This window comes from Parapedobacter flavus (genome assembly GCF_035818675.1).
Lineage (GTDB): Bacteria > Bacteroidota > Bacteroidia > Sphingobacteriales > Sphingobacteriaceae > Parapedobacter > Parapedobacter flavus.
In genome coordinates this window covers 68,307-87,202 of the sequence record NZ_JAYKZZ010000013.1, presented here as the reverse complement: position 1 = coordinate 87,202, position 18,896 = coordinate 68,307, and the positions used below count along the sequence as shown (strand labels likewise).

The 18,896-nt window shown below is 40.7% G+C and carries 13 protein-coding genes; 10 read left to right on the top strand and 3 right to left on the bottom strand.

All coding sequences use genetic code 11. The features are described from left to right. Positions 1-52 precede the first annotated feature (52 nt). The gene (gene mobC, locus U9S71_RS11405) at positions 53-2,062 is read left to right on the top strand and encodes a conjugal transfer protein MobC (protein WP_326327590.1); all 2,010 of its coding nucleotides are present in this window, start codon (positions 53-55) and stop codon (positions 2,060-2,062) included. Positions 2,063-2,117: 55 nt separating this feature from the next. Here the strand turns inward: mobC and U9S71_RS11400 are convergent, their stop codons facing one another. Then, on the bottom strand, positions 2,118-4,100 hold the full coding sequence (locus U9S71_RS11400) for a T9SS type A sorting domain-containing protein (protein WP_326327588.1): 1,983 nt from the start codon (positions 4,098-4,100) through the stop codon (positions 2,118-2,120). 160 nt (positions 4,101-4,260) lie between these two features. On the opposite strand from U9S71_RS11400, the gene U9S71_RS11395 reads away from it, so the two are divergent. Beyond that, positions 4,261-4,995 (top strand): sulfite exporter TauE/SafE family protein, encoded by a 735-nt coding sequence (locus U9S71_RS11395; protein WP_326327587.1) that lies wholly within the window; start codon positions 4,261-4,263, stop codon positions 4,993-4,995. 46 nt (positions 4,996-5,041) lie between these two features. Here U9S71_RS11395 and U9S71_RS11390 read toward each other — a convergent pair whose 3' ends face one another. Next, positions 5,042-10,360, bottom strand: coding sequence for a helicase-like domain-containing protein (locus tag U9S71_RS11390; RefSeq protein WP_326327586.1), 5,319 nt, complete (start codon positions 10,358-10,360; stop codon positions 5,042-5,044). Further along, on the bottom strand, positions 10,347-10,784 hold the full coding sequence (locus U9S71_RS11385; RefSeq protein WP_326327585.1) for a DUF1896 domain-containing protein: 438 nt from the start codon (positions 10,782-10,784) through the stop codon (positions 10,347-10,349). The genes U9S71_RS11390 and U9S71_RS11385 overlap by 14 nt, the downstream gene beginning before the upstream one ends. 230 nt (positions 10,785-11,014) lie before the next feature. Here U9S71_RS11385 and U9S71_RS11380 point away from each other — a divergent pair, with 230 nt between their 5' ends. From U9S71_RS11380 to U9S71_RS11345, 8 genes are all read left to right on the top strand, one after another. Further along, on the top strand, positions 11,015-11,557 hold the full coding sequence (locus tag U9S71_RS11380) for a DUF1579 family protein (RefSeq protein WP_326327583.1): 543 nt from the start codon (positions 11,015-11,017) through the stop codon (positions 11,555-11,557). 33 nt (positions 11,558-11,590) lie between these two features. Then, a complete protein-coding gene (locus U9S71_RS11375) occupies positions 11,591-12,157 on the top strand; it encodes a Crp/Fnr family transcriptional regulator (RefSeq protein WP_326327581.1) in 567 nt (188 codons plus the stop codon). A 74-nt stretch (positions 12,158-12,231) separates the two neighbouring features. Then, positions 12,232-12,654: a tetratricopeptide repeat protein gene (locus U9S71_RS11370; RefSeq protein ID WP_326327580.1), complete on the top strand. Its 423-nt coding sequence runs from the start codon at positions 12,232-12,234 to the stop codon at positions 12,652-12,654. 6 nt (positions 12,655-12,660) lie between these two features. Beyond that, a complete protein-coding gene (locus U9S71_RS11365) occupies positions 12,661-13,149 on the top strand; it encodes a GNAT family N-acetyltransferase (protein WP_326327579.1) in 489 nt (162 codons plus the stop codon). Between the two features lie 31 nt (positions 13,150-13,180). Then, complete coding sequence (locus tag U9S71_RS11360) at positions 13,181-13,735, top strand: dihydrofolate reductase family protein (protein ID WP_326327577.1); 555 nt, start codon at positions 13,181-13,183, stop codon at positions 13,733-13,735. 280 nt (positions 13,736-14,015) lie between these two features. Continuing rightward, positions 14,016-15,170 (top strand): T9SS type A sorting domain-containing protein, encoded by a 1,155-nt coding sequence (locus U9S71_RS11355; RefSeq protein ID WP_326327576.1) that lies wholly within the window; start codon positions 14,016-14,018, stop codon positions 15,168-15,170. Between the two features lie 89 nt (positions 15,171-15,259). Continuing rightward, positions 15,260-16,027: a LytR/AlgR family response regulator transcription factor gene (locus tag U9S71_RS11350; RefSeq protein WP_326327574.1), complete on the top strand. Its 768-nt coding sequence runs from the start codon at positions 15,260-15,262 to the stop codon at positions 16,025-16,027. Further along, positions 16,017-18,893: a sensor histidine kinase gene (locus tag U9S71_RS11345; protein ID WP_326327573.1), complete on the top strand. Its 2,877-nt coding sequence runs from the start codon at positions 16,017-16,019 to the stop codon at positions 18,891-18,893. The genes U9S71_RS11350 and U9S71_RS11345 overlap by 11 nt, the downstream gene beginning before the upstream one ends. Positions 18,894-18,896 lie beyond the last annotated feature (3 nt).

The window sequence follows — 18,896 nt, the reverse complement described above, 5'->3', positions numbered from 1 at the left end:
TACCATAGTATATATTCTTTAAATTCCTGCCTAATCTTTAAAGATTTAAAATATGCAGGGAGAAGACGATTTAAGAGGCCTTGCCAAAATCATGGCTTTTATGCGGGCAGTGAGCATCATCATCCTATTGATGCACCTGTACTGGTTCTGTTATGGTTTTTTTATAAACCACGGCTGGACATTGGAACTCCTTGACAAAATATTAGACAATTTCAACCGCACAGCCCAGCTGTTTGAACACAGGCTATATACAAAAGTTTTTGCTTTGGTATTGTTAGCTTTAAGTTGTCTGGGAACCAAAGGTGTAAAGAATGAAAAGATAACATGGGCTAAGATTTATATGGCTTTGGGAGCCGGTTCTGTTTTATTTTTCCTCAACTTCCCGCTATTAAAATTGCCGTTACAGGCCGCTACCATCTTTTATATACTCACCACAGGATTGGGTTATATATCCCTGATGGTAGCGGGGGTTTGGATGAGCCGGTTGTTGCGCAATAATTTGATGGAAGATGTTTTCAATAACGAGAACGAAAGCTTTCAGCAGGAAATCCAATTAATGGAAAACGGATATTCAGTCAATCTGCCCACCAGATTCTATTACAGGAATAAATGGAATAAAGGCTGGATAAACATCGTCAATCCATTCCGGGCCACGATGGTGTTGGGTACTCCCGGTTCGGGTAAATCATATGCAATCATCAATAACTACATCAAGCAACAAATCGAAAAAGGCTTTTCCATGTACATCTATGATTTCAAGTTTGATGACCTTTCCACCATTGCTTACAATCATCTGCTGAAGCACCGGGACAAGTACAAGATTCAGCCGAAATTCTATGTGATCAATTTTGATAACCCCAAAAAGAGCCACCGCTGCAATCCGCTTAACCCGGATTTCATGACCGATATATCCGATGCTTACGAAGCGGCTTATACCATCATGCTGAACCTAAACCGGAGTTGGATACAGAAACAGGGGGATTTTTTTGTGGAAAGTCCGATTATCCTATTGGCAGCCATTATATGGTATCTGAAAATCTACGATAAGGGTAAATACTGTACATTCCCACATGCTATTGAACTGCTGAATAAAAAATATGCGGACGTATTTACCATCCTGACCTCCTATCCCGATTTGGAAAACTATTTATCGCCCTTTATGGATGCATGGCAAGGTGGTGCCCAAGACCAGTTGCAGGGACAAATCGCATCGGCAAAAATCCCATTATCAAGGATGATCAGCCCCCGGTTGTATTGGGTGATGACGGGAGATGATTTTACGCTCGACATCAACAACCCCGAAGCACCTAAAATTTTGTGTGTAGGCAATAATCCTGACCGGCAAAACATTTATTCCGCCGCACTGGGCTTGTATAATTCAAGGATTGTAAAACTGATTAACAAGAAAGGGCAATTAAAAAGTTCGGTAATCATAGATGAGCTGCCCACGATTTATTTCCGTGGATTAGATAACCTGATTGCCACAGCAAGAAGCAACAAAGTAGCTGTTTGCCTCGGCTTCCAGGATTTTTCGCAATTAACAAGGGATTATGGCGATAAAGAAAGCAGGGTCATCCAAAATACCGTAGGTAATATTTTCAGCGGCCAGGTGGTGGGCGAAACGGCAAAAAACCTAAGTGAACGTTTCGGGAAAGTATTGCAGAAACGTCAGAGCATGACCATCAACCGGAATGATAAATCGACTTCGATTTCTACCCAGTTGGATAGCCTGATACCGGCATCCAAAATCTCAACCCTTACACAGGGTATGTTCGTGGGGGCTGTTTCGGACAACTTCGATGAACGTATCGAACAGAAAATATTCCACGCTGAAATTGTGGTAGATAATGAAAGGATTGCAGCCGAAACCAAAGCATATCAAAAAATACCCCAAATCCTATCTTTTACTGATGAAAAAGGTAATGACACCATGAAACAGCAGATTGAAGCCAATTACAGGCAGATAAAATCAGATATTGTACATATCGTTGATAGCGAGATGCAGCGGATAAAGAATGACCCGGATTTGCAGCATTTAGTGCCACCAAGCAACCCCGCTTAGCTTTTTTCAAGCTACAGGGACATTATTAGCCTTCTTCATGACCCTCATTCTTATTCTACTCTTTCACAATCTTCACCGTTCCTGTTTTTCCGGTTTTGGCAGTAAAATGAAGCATGTATATGCCATTATATAACGATGATATATTGAGGTATTGTCTTTCTTCCGTAATAACAGTGGACAGTACCGGCTGGCCAATACTATTATACAGTGTTGCGGATGTATTGATGCCTGCGCCTTCTATGGTAATCCTTTTTGTAGCAGGGTTAGGATAGACACTGACTGCCGGCAATATACCTCCTTTTTGTATGCCGGTAGTCCCTGTAGGGACATCCTGATAATATACGATGATGCCACACTCGTTATATACTGTAATACTCACGCCATAAGTACCTGCGGAAGGGTAGGTGTGGTTGGTGTTAAATCCGGTAGCGATGGAGCCATCCCCGAACTCCCAGCGCACACTATCCACGGGTGTACTGCCTGTATAGGTAAAGCTGACAGCGGTACTGCCGACAACCGAACTTGATGAAAAACCGGGGGTGGCAAGATGGCAATTACAATCTGCCGATCCATACTTAGCCACAAAAAAATCATAAGTACCACCAAGATTACTAAGCGTAACCGAGGGTAACAATACCATACCCGGTAATGCACCTCCAATATATACCATGCCTCTCTGCCCGTCTGAAATAATATCGGTCATATAGAATCCAGGCCCTACAACCCCAAAAGTATCCATCCTTTTTACAAAACTGCCGGTGTAGCTATTAGACATGGTAAGAAAACCTTTGCCTTTACCAAGAGGAGCTGTTAAGGTATCGGTTCCATAAACAACTTTTTGTTCCCACCAGCCTGTTGCATATACAATTCCATTGGAATAGAATACAGCACCTATATCCCCACTTACCGATTGAATATTCTTCGCCCAATTCAAAGTACCGTTTTTATTTACCGACATAATAAATTGTGGTGGCCTTCCCGGTTGTATATGATTATAAAATACATGACCCAAAAAGCTATGCCCTGGCTGGTTGGATGCTTCGCCGCATATATAAATATTGCCATTTTCATCGAAACGGGGACGGCCATACATCCCATTCATGGGTTGGGATGGAGTGGATTGTGCTACCCATAGATGATTTCCGGCACTATCAAAAGCAGCAAGGTACATCGGAATCCCACCATTTAATGCCCCGTTAGAAACCACAGGCGTTGATCCGAATGTCAGATTACCCAAATCGCTTCGGAACAGACCGCTCAAATAATACCTTCCTGAATAAAGGTCTCTTGCAAACCCTGTTCTCGGGTCTGTGAGATTTCCGGTTTGTAGTCCGTTTGCATCACTTGAAACGGTTATATCCATTACGTCGCCTTTGATAAAGTTACCATCTTTATCGAATTTCAATAAGTGAATGCCGTGGGAAGTATTTATATAAGAACCCCCAAATATTCCGGGAGCTAAACGTGACAATATAAAGATGTCTCCGTTTGGTGCTACGTCCAAAGCTATGGCACTACTTTTACTTGCTGTACCCAGGCCATTGGTTACGGTATCTGCCTGTGGCATACGCAACCACCGGAAATTACCCGCGGTATCATATTTTACGATATACCACAGCTTTAAATTGCTTGCAGGTAGGGTAGTGTCTGCATCGAAATATCCACCGGGTGTAGTTGAACCGGTAAAATAAATGCCGCCCATGGTGTCTATGCCCAAACTATTGCCAAACGTAAAAAATACATGGGGTGCTCCGAAAAATTTCGTCCATTTGTGGTTGCCACTGCAATCCCATTTAGTAAGGCTCAACTGGTCATTGATATTGGTGCTACTAAAGCCGTCTATATTTGCACCCCCGGCTTTGGCTACTTTTGCCAGTACATAAAGGTTACCGTTCCTGTCGGTAACCATTTCCACTTCCCCTTCACCGGATCCGGAACTACTGCCACCGCGTTTGCCCCACTGCCATGCAGTTTGTGCATCAACGGTTATGGGTAATATAAGCTTGAGAAAAAAAACGAATGTCAACAGTTTGCGCATAATTTGATTATTAAAGGAAAGGCTTTGCCGGGATTAGTTTTAACAGACACCCCGCCCGGTGGTAATAGTTGGGTGTGGGATCGTAGCTTGCAATTTGTATTTTAGCCCAGTATAAAGAACATCCGGCCAACTTACAGATTGCATCAAGTGACTTAAAAAGATGACCCTTACCATTATTTTCATTGCTATCATTGCTTTTGTTGCCTCATTGGTACGATCTGCATTAGGTTTTGGCGAGTCGCTGATTGCTGTTCCGTTATTTCTTCTCTTTTTACCTCAGGAGATAGCTGTGCCTTTATCAGTGATGTTGTCCATAGTCGTTGCGCTTGTAGTCGTGATCCAAGACCATAAAAAAATACACTTCCATAGTGCCAAATGGCTTATTTTTTATGCGATACTTGGAATACCGTTAGGCATTATTGTGCTTATTTACGGAAGTGAGTTATTGATAAAAATGGGGCTGGGATTGCTTATTATAGGATACGCACTGTATTCGCTTTTTAATAACAACAGTAAAACACTTAGAGAGGATAATAAAGTTTGGCTGTTTGTATGTGGTTTTTTATCAGGAGTATTTGGGGGTGCCTATGGACTGAACGGGCCACCTCTTGTACTTTATGGGAATATGAGACGGTGGAGCGCAAAGCATTTCAGGGCGACCTTGCAAGCATATTTTTTGCCGGTAAGCCTTTTGAGTGTAATCGGTTATGCCTCCAAAGGTCTTATCAATTTTGAGGTGGGTACTTATTTTATGATTTCACTAATAACAACAGTCCCTGCAATATTCTTGGGGCGGTATTTAAACCATCGATTGAAGGACGGCGTATTCTTTAACTATGTTTATTGGGGACTTGTTGGTACAGGGGTTATTTTGATCATAAGCGCATGGAGATAAACCAACCGGTATAAGTGTTTTGTCTATTTCCATTGGCATGTATAAATTACGTCAATCTTCGTGATAGGCTTTTTGTTGTATCAGGAATCTTTTCCTGTTCTGCTACTTCTTCCGTTGCTTTTTCCTGAGTATCAGGAGCAATGGACAACTGAATCTTCCGGTCAATGGCAGCCAGCTCCGTTTTGAGCTCACCCAGCCGGCTCTCCTTTGCCCAGGTTCCATTGACCACTTCCTCCAGTACCGGTATATCCTTTTGGAACTCCGCTATATCTTCCTGTTCTTTTTTGATATATCCCGGTAGCTTTTCCAATGCCCTTAAAAAATTCAGGGAAGCCGTTTCAGGGTCTTTTGCCATGATGCCGTTATTGAAGGTATATTTGATATTGCCCTCACCCTGCACAAAAAACCGGTTTGCCCGGATATCCACCCCCTCTTTTTCGGATATTTCGGTTTTAACCAAAAGCTGAAACCCATACAGACTTCCTATCTCTTCATAATCCCCACCGGTACGGGCTTTGTCCGAAAGCTCATTGAGCCGGGTGCCCACCTGTTTTATATTTGCATTCTGTGGCAGGCCGGTTAGCTGAACAGCGTTGATAACTGTTCCGTCCTGTCGTTTTTGTATCCGTTGCTGCAAATTTTCCCAATCAAGGCTCATGCGTTCAAAACGGGATCGGGCCTTATCCAATGAGGCCGTATAGTCTTCCAGTTTGTATTTAGCACTGAATTTGGAACGGTTGAACGCCTGTTTCTCGCTTTCCAACCCGGCCAGCTGTTTTTCCAGTTTGGCTTTATCCAGGAGGTCGGTATTTCCGGAAAGGATGGCCACATATTCGGAAAAATTCATGCCTGATTTTTCATCCATACCGCCCTCGTCAATGGTACGCTTGCCGAGGCTGTTGGATTTCAGCTGGTCGATAAAAAGCTGTTTGTTGTAAAGCAGATTGAACTTGTAGCTGTCCAGTGATTTTTCAACGGCATATATGATGACATCTACTTGATTATCCGCAAAATGCTTGGCAACATCGTTGCTTTTACGGATAGCCCGGCCATCACGCTGGGCAAGGTCACTGGGTCTCCAGGGCGTATCCAGATGATGGACGGCCACCGCTCTTTTCTGAGCGTTGACACCTGTACCCAACATGCTCGTAGAACCGAACAGCACCCGGATTTTGCCTTCGTTCATTCCCTTGATTAATCCCTTGCGTTGTTTATCGGTTTTGGCTTCCTGTATAAAACGGATTTCCTGCGCAGGTATGCCGTGGTCTTCCACAAGCTTGCGTTTGATTTCGGAATAGACATTCCATTCATGGGGCTTATAGGTCCCCAAGTCGGAGAAAACGAACTGTGTTCCCTTCTGTGCATTGTATTGACGGTAATACCTGGCAATATTATAGGCACAATGCGAAGCCTTGTTATCGGGATGGTCTTCATATTTTCCGTTTACCATACGCATATCCAGCGACATCTTACGGGCATAGTCTGTGGCAATCAACATCTTTGCCTTTTCTTCCGAGGAAGATAACGGTTCCCTCCCCAGCAGCCTCGCATCACCGGATTTGGCAAATTGCATCAGGCTTTGGATAAATGTTTCCTGATCGGGCGTAGGAGGAATATGATACAACACTTCATTTTTACCGGGGCGGTCAATGCCGATATCCTTTGCTGTCCTGTAATCCGTAATCTCGGAATAGAACTGCGCCAGCTCCGGCACTTTTATAAAATACCTAAAACGTTCTTTTGCCACAATATTGTTGGCTACCGAAAATTCATAATCCGTTGTTTTCCGTGCATAAATGGCTGCCCAGGAATCAAAACAGTTAATACCTTGTTTCTCCAATGCCCGTGGCCGCAGGTATTTGAATAAAAGGTACAGTTCCGTGAGGGAATTACTGATAGTTGTCCCCGAAAGGAAAGTAGCTCCCATATCCGCGTTGATACGGTCTTGTATGGTGCGGATGGCAAACAGCAGGTTCATTGCTTTTTGGCTGCCGTCCATATTGCCTAATCCGGCAACCCTTGTATGGCGGGTATTGAACATCAGGTTTTTAAACTGGTGGCTTTCGTCCACAAACAAATGGTCGATGCCCATCATCTTGAAATCCACGATGTCGTCTTTACGGTTCTCGATATCGTATTGCAGGGTTTTAAGTTTTACTTCAAGGTTTTCCTTGCGTTTGATAGCTCCCCGGAGCATACCTCTCGTTACCTCATTACCCTGTTCCTGCATTGCATCCAAATTACGTTCCACGCTGTCTAATTCCATTTCGAGGATTTCTCTTTGCACTTCCGGTGATTGCGGTATCATCCCGAACTGGTCGTGGGTGAGGATGACACAGTCCCAGTCGTTGTTTTTAATATCCCCGAAAATCCGCAGCCGTTTATTGGGTGTAAAATCCTCCTTTCCAGGGAATAGGATTTTGGCATGGGGGTAAGCAGTCCGGTAAGTTTCTGAGATTTCATGGATATTGCTTTTCAGCCCGATGATCATGGGCTTGTGGGCTAATCCCAAACGCTTCATTTCCTGCGCTGCCGTACACATCACCAACGTCTTTCCTGCACCTACTTCATGATCGCAGATAGCACCCTTGTTCAGCTTGATCATCCATACCGCATCCTTTTGGCTATTGTATAGGTCTTCAATGCCCAGGCCTTTACGGTCCAATCCGGGAAAATCCTGATGGCTTCCGTCATAGTCCGGCCGGACAAAACAATTAAAACTGTCATTGTACCGGTCAGCCAAACGGGTTTTAAATTCGTCATGCTGGGCGTGCAACCAATCCGCAAATGCAGTACGGATCTCATCAATTTTAGTGTTCGCCATTTGTATGGCCTCCATATCCCGTACCTTGACGTCTTTGCCGTCAACCTGTACCGTTTTTGAAATATCGGGCGTGGTATTGACCAAGGCGTGCCTGAATAAGGCAATCCCGTCATATGTCCTGCTTTGGGCTTTGACTGCATACTTATCCCAAATAAGTACATTCTTCTGCTTGCAGGTTACGGAAAAATCATCGGCACTGTCGGAATAGTGGATATGTACTTCCGTATTGAACAAATGCGAAGCAAAACGGGCATAAATACCGGCGGGTATCCAGCGTTCCCCCAGATTAAAATCCAGCTCCTCAAATGCTATCCGTCTTGGCCGGGCTTCCTCTAACACAGCAAGGCTTTCCCCGGCTTCCGTATCATTGGGATTGTTTTCGAGATACTCTTTTACCGCACGGGCTTTCTCTACCACATTTCCGGCAATCCAGCTTTCGGAAATTTCGTATTCTTTTTGCAAAGGGTTATAGAAAATGCGTCCGTGTAAAGCTTCCTTCAAAGCATCGGCGGTGCTGCTGCTGATTCGAGACATATAATCCAAATCCACCTTGCCGTATTTATTCAGTGAGGCTGCCAATGCTTCCCCCGGGTTATCCGTAGCTATCGCAGCGGTTGAAAAGCTGACCGGACGGCTGAATATATCTGCCTTGTGGATGACGCCCCCTTGCTCACGCTCCAGATAGGGCATTTCCTTTCCGGCGCTGTCTGTTTTGATCTGTTTGGTATTTTCGGCACTGTTCAGGTTTCCGTACCGCTTAACAAAATCATCGTATATCCGGTTAAGGGCTTGCCTTTCTTCATCATGTTCAACCTGCTTTTCAGCTTCTTTTTGATAGAGGTCATGGTAAGCATCCCTGACTGCAACATAGGCTTCCGCTCTTGCTTTTTGTAAAGGCGATAATTGCAGGGGATGGAATATGGCCTTAGCTTCTGCTTTATCGACATCCTGCAAATGACCTACCCAGCTATTATCCACGGCAAGGCAATCGTTCCGATGGAACGGTTGCAGCTCACCACTGTACGGGGCAGGCGGGGGAATGGTGTCCGGAATGGTAGGCTTATCGTTGGCCGTACTCTTGGAAGCAGGCGGTGAAGGCTGTTGTATTCCACCGCTGAAAAGGTCGGTTTGGCGGCCGTTTCGCTGTATATTGTTTGTGGCTTTTTTTTGGGATGAGGCAGCTTTCCTTGATGGGTTTACAACATTTACAGGATTCCCCTCATTTTCAAACAAATCAAAAATGCTTAGCTGTTTTTGTTCACGGGGCCGCTCCTCTACGATAGCCGTAGTAGTAAACCGAGCGTTTTCTGCCTGATTAATTTCAGGTTCTATAACCGGAGATCTAACAGTTGGTATAACCGGAATTTGTGTAATGGATTGGTTGTTCGGTTCACCTTTGTACAATCCTATATCAAGATGAACGGAGAAATTTTCGGCTAACATACGTTTCAAATCCACGGCTATTCCCTCTACACCTTTTTCGTGTTCATAAATTATTGTGGGCTTACCGTATGGGTTTGTACCCTGATATGATTTTGTATGAACAACAAGAGCCGGATTATCAAGTAATGCGTTGGTTGATATTCCATCCGAAGTTGTGCGGGTATCACAAAAAATCATTTCCCGTCTTGACAATGATTTTTTTCCGATATTCTTTTGCAGGATAATCAAATCGCTTCCTACCTCTGTGCCCGCATATTCGGTAAACAGGTTATTTGGCAAGCGGATTGCCGAAACGAGTTTATGCTCTTTCATCAGTGCCTCACGAATGGCAAGATTGACAGGGCTGTTCAAAACGCCCTGCGAAGTAATGAAAGCCAATACGCCTCCATTACGGAGCGTATCAGTTCCTTTCAGAAAAAAATAATTGTGGATGCTCCGGGAAGCCTGAACTTTTGCAGGGTCTTTACTTCGGGAAAACGAAAGGTCGAATACGGACGTGTCGCCGAAAGGGATATTGCTGGCGATAACATCATAGCTGTTTTCTTCCTTGCCGGGGATTTCTTCAAAACCGCCTATGCGGATGGTGCTTCCGGGATAAAGTTGTTTCAAAATTTTTCCGGTAAGCAGGTCTTTTTCATAGGCGGTAATTTGAGTTGGTTCATTCACTGAAAAAGACTGGATGAAAGAGCCGATGCCTGCGGAAGGTTCGAGAAACTTTTGAATGTCTATATTGCATTCCCGCAAAGCAGAGGAAATGGCATCTATCACCTCCGGCGGTGTATAAAAAGCCGTCAATACCGAGCTTTTCATGCTGTCTACATACCTACGGTATTGTTTTTCGTCTTCGGAATTTTCTTTTAGCAGCTTGTGGAGTTCCCGTGTAACCGGAAACAAATCCTGTTCGGCTTTTTTCCAATGCTGGATGTCTGCTTCATCCGCAACAGGGTTCAATATGAATTTAAGTCCGCCGAATCCACTGTATCGCTTCATGAGCATCCTTTCCACGGCGGTAGCTTGCCGTGGCTCCTTTTCCAGCTGAAAAGCAAGCCGCAGGGCTTCGATGTTCTGTTGGAGATGCTGCTTTTTATTGAAGCCCATTTTCGTCAATCCATATCGCGATGGTTCCGGTCAGCTCGGTATAGAGTTTGTCATACTCAGGGCTGTAAGCAAAATCATCGGTCAGTTCATATCTGTCGAAAACATGCGCACATACAGGGAACATTTTCAGGGCGAAGGGGTGTAGATCCTTATCCGGCATGATGGTACTAAACTCATTGCAGACAACCTGGAAAACGGAGTCGAACCGGGAAAAGTACAATCCCTCAAAGAGTACCTCATTGGCAATTTCATTGCATCGGGGAATCGTATTTCCTGAACGGAAGGCATCCTCGTATGCTTGGGCTGCCAGGGAAGAACGCCCGTCGATGAATTGTTCATCGTGTGCTTTTTCGGGGAAGCTCGTGTTTAATAATTCCTGTAGCCGTAACGCGAAATACGACAATTCTTTTTGTTGTGTGTTCATACCAAGTAGTGTTTAGCATTTTGTTTGACACCCTGAAATTAACCAAAAAGGAAATACCACCGGAGAAACTGGCAGCACTTGGCGTCCGGTGGCAGGGCTTGGCGTAATAATAAAGTTGAACGGGATTAATTGTATTTTTGTAATGATAATAAAACCGTTACCGGTTCAATTGATAAAGCAATCATCCGGTTGAAATCCAAAATGAAATAAATTATAAAAATGAACTACCCATGAGAATAACATTATTTATCATTTTCATTTTACAATCCTTTGTTGTGAACGCACAGGAAGAAGACCCCTGGACGGTATATATGACGCCCGATTCCATTCACGGATTCCTTTCAAAATACGAAGGTGATTTTCAGATGGAAATGGAGATGGATGGATTGGACGAACCCGTAAAAATAGGCTCCACCCATAAAATGATTTTAGGAGGTCGTTTTCTAACGTTGCAACAAGTAGGGAAAATGATGGGAATGGACTATGAATCCATTTACACAATCGGCTATAATACAATTGATCACACGATGTCCATGACCACCATTACCAATATGGGGACAGGCACACTTGCGCTTCAGGGGAAATGGGACGGGAATACCCAATCTGCAACGCTTTACGGGACATTGACAAGCCCTGTTTCCAAACAAACCATAAAAGTGAAACAAATCGTTCGTTTTATTGATGATGATACCCTAATCATTGAAAGTTTCGATAAAGTAGGAGATAATCCTGAAAAGAAAACCTTACAATATAAATTTGTCAGAAAGCAATAAAAAATCATTGTCAGGCAGTATTGCAAAAGCGGAATGACAGGAAAATTGAAATATTTTTTAAGGGTAAACACAAATATTGCTGACCATCAACTCGACAAGATAGTTTCGTTCTTCAAACCAAAAGCTATAAAAAAGAATACCATTTTAGTTTCCGAAGGACAGGTTTGTAAAGAACTATATTTTGTGAATAGCGGTTGTATTCGTACCTATTATATTAATGAGAAGGGACAGGAAAAGACAAGGTATGTGGCTTTCGACGGTTCCATTGCGACATCAATTTGCAGTTTCATTTCCCAGAAAGGTTCATTTGAATTTGTTGACGCTCTCGAGGATGCTGAACTGTTTGTAATAAGCCATAAAGACTTTTATCAATTAGTAGCTGGCCTTCCACAATGGGCGCAATTTTACAGAAGTTTTCTGGAAATGGCTTATCTCTATCAAAATAAGAAAATAGAAAACCTTGTAACACTTTCAGCAAAGCAACGCTACGACCAATTAATGACAGAGGAGCCAAAATATATTCAACGACTTTCGAACAAGATACTCGCATCTTATCTCGACATAGCACAAGAAACGTTAAGCCGACTTAAATCCGATTGAGTTTTTTTGACCTATATCAATGTTTAGGTTTTGGAAGCATCTTAAATTTGTCACTCAGATTTTAATCAAATAATATGCAATTCGACCCGGACAATAAAACAGTTAGACTCTGTGCCCAAGGTATGGATATGGAAGGAAAGGGTAATCCCGAAGAAGCAAGTAAGCTTTTTCTCCAAGCATGGAATGAGGCTACAAACGATTTTGAAAAATTTACGGCCGCCCATTATGTAGCGCGGCATCAAAAAAGCATTAAAGAGAAGCTGAAATGGGACGAAACAGCTTTGCAATTAGCATTGAAAATAAATGACGACACCATTAAAGAAACTTATTCTTCGTTATACCTAAACATTGCGAAATGCTACGAAGATTTAAATGATTTTGACAATGCTATAAAAAACTATCAAATTGCGCTTTCATTTACAAAACTATTGCCTGATAATGGGTACGGCAATATGATAAAAGGAGGAATTATGGATGGTATTGAAAGAGTGAAATAGATTCCGATGATAGACTATAAATTTGATATAAAACTTCGACCGACAGAAATTGCGGATTTGGATGCTTTATTTGAATTTCAGCTTGATAAGGAAGGTAGATACTTAGCTGCATTTATGCCAAAAGACCCGATAGACAAATCTGCCTTTATAGAAAAATACACAAAATTATTGAGCGACCCTACCGTCAACAACCAGACAATTATCGTTGACAATGCTATCGTTGGAAGCGTTGCGAAGTATGTAATAGAAGGAGAGGCGGAAATTACTTATTGGTTGGATAGAAGAATTTGGGGACAAGGAATTGCCACCAAAGCACTACAAATATTTCTTGCCATTGAAACGACCCGTCCGATTTTTGGCCGGGTTGCGTTTGATAATTTTGGTTCCCGGAAAGTTTTAGAGAAATGTGGTTTTTCCGGAATCGGTTCTGACTTTGGTTTTGCAGATGCACGGCAAACAGAAGTGGAAGAATTTATTTATAAACTTGACAGCTAACTACAATTTAAACAAACAAAAAATAAAGATAATGAGAAAGATAGTTGCCGCCATCAATATGACCATCGACGGAGTTTTCGATCATACCGTAGGGATACCTGATGAAGAAATTCATCAGCATTATATGGAATTATTGAATAGGGGAGATGCAGTTTTATATGGCAGAATTACCTATCAACTTATGGAATTTTGGAGAACATTATTAAAACAACCTTCTGAGGAAAAATCAATGAACGATTTTGCAAAGGCTATCGACAGGATTCCTAAAATTGTTTTCTCCCGCACACTTAATGAGGTAGATTGGGAAAGTTCAACACTGGCAAAACGTGACTTAAAAGATGAAGTGTTGGCGCTTAAACAGCAACCGGGGAATGATATTTTTATTGGCAGCCGCAGCCTAATCATACAGTTGATGCAGATGGGTTTGATTGATGAGCTTCAGCTTTGTATTTATCCTGAAATTATAGGGCAGGGGAGGGGGTTATTTGAAAATCTCAATGAAAGCTGCCTCTTTCGACTCATAAACACTAAATCCTTTAAAAGCGGAGCCATTATACTATACTACCAACCGAAAGCCGGAGGATAAAACTCCACGAATGCAGTTTTAAGCGGATTAAAAAGCTTGTCTTGAACCGGGTATAAAACCGAACCTAATAGTAGGTAAACTCCTTCATTCTAAAAAATGAATAAATAGTTGTTGGGTAAAAACAATAAATCCTTGTTGGACTCAGGTTTATTTTTGATACCATATACAAAAAAACGACTACCATACACAAAAAATACTATACCTAAGCCCTACAAAAGTTTCTTTATGCATGTCTGTTTAAGATGAAAAAATATATTTCATCCACTTAAATTAAAGAAACATGAAAAACACAAATTACTATTTAGTCATTCTTTTTTTTACCGGCTTTTTTTTATCCGGAAAGCATATTAATGCGCAATCGTGTGCTGTAGCTCCTATCCTGAATGCTACATGGTCTTGCAATAATGTGAGTTTGTTCTGGTCCCTAAATCCTAATGCGTTATACTATGAATTTAGATTAGATTCAGCATCTGTAACTATTGCACAAGACACGACAAGCACTAACAGTGCTCTGATTAATGGATTATCCCCATCAACCACTTACATAGGCTGGGTACGATCTATCTGTGGAGCCAATGATACTTCCACATGGAATCCTTATACGTTTGTGACACCCTCATGTTTCAACTGTGCAAATACCCCAACCCTTACTGTAGCATGGGCATGTAATTATGTAAATCTAAATTGGTCTGCTAACCCTAATGCTATCTTGTATGAGTACAAACTGGATTCTGCTGGGGTGACCTTATTTCAGGGAAATACAACGGGTACGGGTGTGGTTGTTTATCCTCTTACACCATTAACTCCTTATATAGCGTCTGTACGTTCTATTTGCGGTACGGGTGATACCTCGGCATGGGTTTATAATAATTTTACCACTTCAGCTTGTGGTGCCTGTGTAGCTCCAGGCATAATTACTGCATTGGCACCCACTTGCAATAGTGTGTTCTTTGCATGGAACATATTGGTAGGAAATGCAGGATACGAATATGCCGTTACCCTTGATTCTATGATGCCTCCTCCAAATGCTTGGACATCTACGGCTAATTCTTATGGTTATAAAGGAAGTTTAATACCGGATACCACCTACTATATTCAGGTACGTAGTAATTGCATTACGATGGGATATTCGTCTATCACTAAGCTGGTAATCACGACACCATCCTGTAATCCCACAAGCATATCGTCAATAAATAAAAAACATCCTATAAGCTTTTACCCTAATCCTGTAAAAAATGAACTTCAAATCAGGCTTGACAATTCTAATCAAACCGCTACACTGGATATTATTTCTCTCGATGGGAAAATCATTAAACGTATTTCGCCTCTTTCAGCACATGAGCGTATAAATGTTCAAGAACTGACCACCGGCATATACATTCTCCGGTATAAACAAGGTGACCATACATCTTATTTTAAATTCAACAAAATCTAAACCCCTATATTGCTACAAAGGAGATTATCTATTAAAGTAATCTCCTTCCTCTTTTATTTCCCGCATTGTATATTAGCTAAAAAGTAAACATGTTTCCAAAATGTCTTATTGTAGATGACGAACGCCATAGCAGAATGTACATTCATGACTTACTAAATGAATTCTTACCTGATGCCGAAATATGGGAAGCTGCTGAAGCTAATGAAGCAGTTTTTTATTTGAATAATCACAATATAGATCTATTGTTTTTGGATATTCACATGCCTGAAACAGATGGGTTTTCATTATTATCACAAATTACTGAAAAGAATTTTGAAATTGTTTTTATTACAGCATACAGTCAATATACTTTGCCCGCACTACGAGAAAGAGCACTGGATTATCTCTTGAAGCCTTTAAAGAAATCTGAGTTTAAAAAGATGCTCCAACGAGTATTAAAGATTATAGTGGACAAGAATCAACTACCATCGACACAAAAAAAATCTTATTTAAAGCAAAAGATTCATATCAATCACCAACAAGGTGTAAAACTTATCAGTCTATCGGATATCATTTATTTGAAAGCAGACAATAGTTATACTATTTTCTTTTTGAATACGGGGCAGAAATATGCAAGCACTAAGCCTCTTAATAATTATGAAAATCAGCTTAGTCCGGATCACTTTTTCCGAATACACAAATCATATATTATCAACCTTGACGCTGTCCGGGAATATCATTCTCATAAATCAGGGAATGTTATAATGGATGATAATAGTGTTTTACCTGTTTCCCGATACCGGCAGGCTGATTTTTTAAAAATATTAAAAAACTATCCGTTAGTAATAAAAGCATACAATTCAGAGCATGAGATATAGTTGGGTGCTATGGATATTGCTAACAGTGTTCAGTATAACGGTTAAGGGGCAACAAATGCCGTTACTGCATTACACTACACATGAGGGACTTACTCATGCAAATGTGTTTACCCTTTATCAGGCTGCCGACCATTATCTTTATTTAGGCACTAACAGAGGCTTGAATAAGTTTGATGGAAGAAGCTTTCAGCATTTTTCTTCTTCTGATGAATATGCTGATTGTGTAGCCTTATGTATTACTCCCTATAAAAAGGACAGCTTGTTGATTGGCACTTATGATAACGGATTATTAATGAAAACAGATAAGGGTTTGTACCCATTGTTTTCTCATAATATCCCTACTGTAATTTCATCCGTTATATACGATGGCAATCATATCTGGGCAATCGGGAAAGACAGTATTAATAAACTATATAAAATAAAAGGGGGGAACATACAGCAAGTAATAACCGCTTCCAAAAACATCCATATTGCAACCCCTTATTGTGTAGTAAAGGCAGGAAAAGAATATTTGTTAGCCAGCAGTAACGGTATTTATAAAATCCATACTAATGGTACTCTTGTCCCAATATGGCAGCAAATATTTCACTTACCTATAAAAACGATTGTACAAACAAGGGATAAGACTTATTGGGTGGGATTACAAAATGAGCTAATTGGTTATAAAAATAAGACAGTTGTTAAGCGCATACCATTTAAAGGCAAGGCCAACTTGTCAAACATATTGCTTCGCTCTAACAATGAATTATGGATAGCTACCATTGCGGATGGGATTTATATTTTAAGAAATGATGCAAACCAACTTAAAAAAATCGCTGCCAATATACCTCCACTGGTGATTACGGATATGCTGGAAGATAATGATGGTGGTATATGGGTTGCTACACAAGGTAAAGGAATTTATAAAATAGATAATGTTAATGCGCTCTACTTTCCTCCTTCAAAAAAGCTCATTAATGTTAACTGCAATGCATTGGAACCGCTCGACAGTCACCGCGTTTTGATAGGCTCTGTAGGTACGGTAAGCATCTTTGACAACAATAAACTTTATCCGTTAAAATGCTACAATATTGGAGCCGAGGATTTTATTTATTTTATAAAAAAAGTTGGTGAACATCTTTTAATAGGCACCTCAACAATGCTGATTAAAAAAAGCATTTTCCCTCCGTTTAAAGAACGGATTATCAAACAGCAAGACCATACTGGTGCAAGTATATCTGTATATTGTGATAAAGGCGGAAAAATATGGGTTGGCTCTTTTGGTAAATTATTTTATTTAAATAACGACCGCCTCTATTCCGTACATGATTCATTTTTAAACGGGAGACGTATTAATACAATTATCGAAAAAAATGGCCAACTGTATTTGGGTACAAATAATGGGATAATAGCTTATGATGATCGGAATGGAGATATAAAACAGTTGTATGCCGGATATACTCATCTCAAGATATTTTCATTTAAAAAAGATAAAAAAAGAAGAATATGGGCTGCTACGTCCTTAGGGCTAATGCTAGTAAAAAATGATACGCTTGTACCGTTCCCTTTAAGCAATCGGCATTTCATGCAGTGCAATGATTTATTTATAGACAACCTTGATCACTTATGGGCAGCAACTCTTGAAGGCGTATTTCGTATTAATCTTTCAACTATGAAGGTAGTACAATATAAAACTTATGCCCGAATCGGAGAAGCGCAGACTATACTCTTCCATGAAAACAAATTATTTTTAGGACAATTAGATGGTGTGTCTACGCTCATGCATCCACAACCTAAAAATACCCATCCTCCAAAATTCTACATTACAAGTATTTTAATTGATGGTAAACAAGTCTCCAGCAGTTCAACCATTCGGCTTCCTTACAAAAAAAATCATCTTACCATAGGGTTTACGGGTGTAAGTATGACGGAGCAAAGCAAAATAATTTACAGGTACAAAATTCCACAATTGACCGATCAATGGCAGACTACCCAAAATAATTCTATTTTATTAACAGGCTTAGCACCCGGAGACTATAAACTCTTACTTGCTACAAGTCAAAATAATGGCGGCTGGAGCAGGAGTAAAGAGTTAAGATTAATAATAGTTGCTCCTTTTTGGAAAACCACTTGGTTTTGGAGTATAATAATTCTTGTTGTTTTTTGTATATCCCTTTTTTTTGTAAGGCATATATCATTAAATAGAGAAAAGAAAAAGCGCAAAAACCTTATAATGAAAAATAAAATGGCCTATTTGAAACAACAGGCATTAAGTGCGCTTATTAATCCCCATTTTATTTTTAATTGCCTTAATTCCATTCAGCATTATCTTAATAAAAACCAAAACAATCTGGCAAATGAATATCTTGCAGATTTCGCACATCTTATAAGGCTAACGATAGAGCAATCTGAGGAAACATTTATTACACTGCGAGAAGAAACAGTAAGACTAAAACTTTACCTCTCTTTGGAAAAATTACGCCTTCAGGAAAAGTTGAACTGGAAACTAATTATTGATCCCCATCTTGATGATAAAAGAATAAAAATACCAAATATGATTCTACAACCTTACGTAGAAAATGCAATATGGCATGGTATCATGCCTAAAAAAAAGGGAGGCAATATTTCTATTTATATGAATAAGCATAACAAAACTGAACTGAAAATTATTATAGAAGACGACGGAGTGGGTTTTGATCCCGATAAAAAAAATGGTGATGTATCACATAAAAAACTGGGCATGTCCATTATTAAAGAACGATTTTCCTTGCTGCAACACCTTCTTCATCAATCTTTTTCAATTGACATTTCTTACATAGAAAAGGCAGGGAATAAAAAAGGAACAAGAGTAATACTGATAATACCTATACTGTTTTTAAATAGCTAATTT

Bases quoted from the DNA above. Each gene is read 5' to 3' on its own strand.
- U9S71_RS11390 (WP_326327586.1), bottom strand. From the start codon at position 10,360: ATGGGCTTCAATAAAAAGCAGCATCTCCAACAGAACATCGAAGCCCTG.
- U9S71_RS11400 (WP_326327588.1), bottom strand. From the start codon at position 4,100: ATGCGCAAACTGTTGACATTCGTTTTTTTTCTCAAGCTTATATTACCC.
- U9S71_RS11355 (WP_326327576.1), top strand. From the start codon at position 14,016: ATGAAAAACACAAATTACTATTTAGTCATTCTTTTTTTTACCGGCTTT.
- U9S71_RS11370 (WP_326327580.1), top strand. From the start codon at position 12,232: ATGCAATTCGACCCGGACAATAAAACAGTTAGACTCTGTGCCCAAGGT.
- U9S71_RS11380 (WP_326327583.1), top strand. From the start codon at position 11,015: ATGAGAATAACATTATTTATCATTTTCATTTTACAATCCTTTGTTGTG.
- U9S71_RS11350 (WP_326327574.1), top strand. From the start codon at position 15,260: ATGTTTCCAAAATGTCTTATTGTAGATGACGAACGCCATAGCAGAATG.
- U9S71_RS11385 (WP_326327585.1), bottom strand. From the start codon at position 10,784: ATGAACACACAACAAAAAGAATTGTCGTATTTCGCGTTACGGCTACAG.
- mobC (WP_326327590.1), top strand. From the start codon at position 53: ATGCAGGGAGAAGACGATTTAAGAGGCCTTGCCAAAATCATGGCTTTT.
- U9S71_RS11360 (WP_326327577.1), top strand. From the start codon at position 13,181: ATGAGAAAGATAGTTGCCGCCATCAATATGACCATCGACGGAGTTTTC.
- U9S71_RS11365 (WP_326327579.1), top strand. From the start codon at position 12,661: ATGATAGACTATAAATTTGATATAAAACTTCGACCGACAGAAATTGCG.
- U9S71_RS11375 (WP_326327581.1), top strand. From the start codon at position 11,591: ATGACAGGAAAATTGAAATATTTTTTAAGGGTAAACACAAATATTGCT.
- U9S71_RS11395 (WP_326327587.1), top strand. From the start codon at position 4,261: ATGACCCTTACCATTATTTTCATTGCTATCATTGCTTTTGTTGCCTCA.
- U9S71_RS11345 (WP_326327573.1), top strand. From the start codon at position 16,017: ATGAGATATAGTTGGGTGCTATGGATATTGCTAACAGTGTTCAGTATA.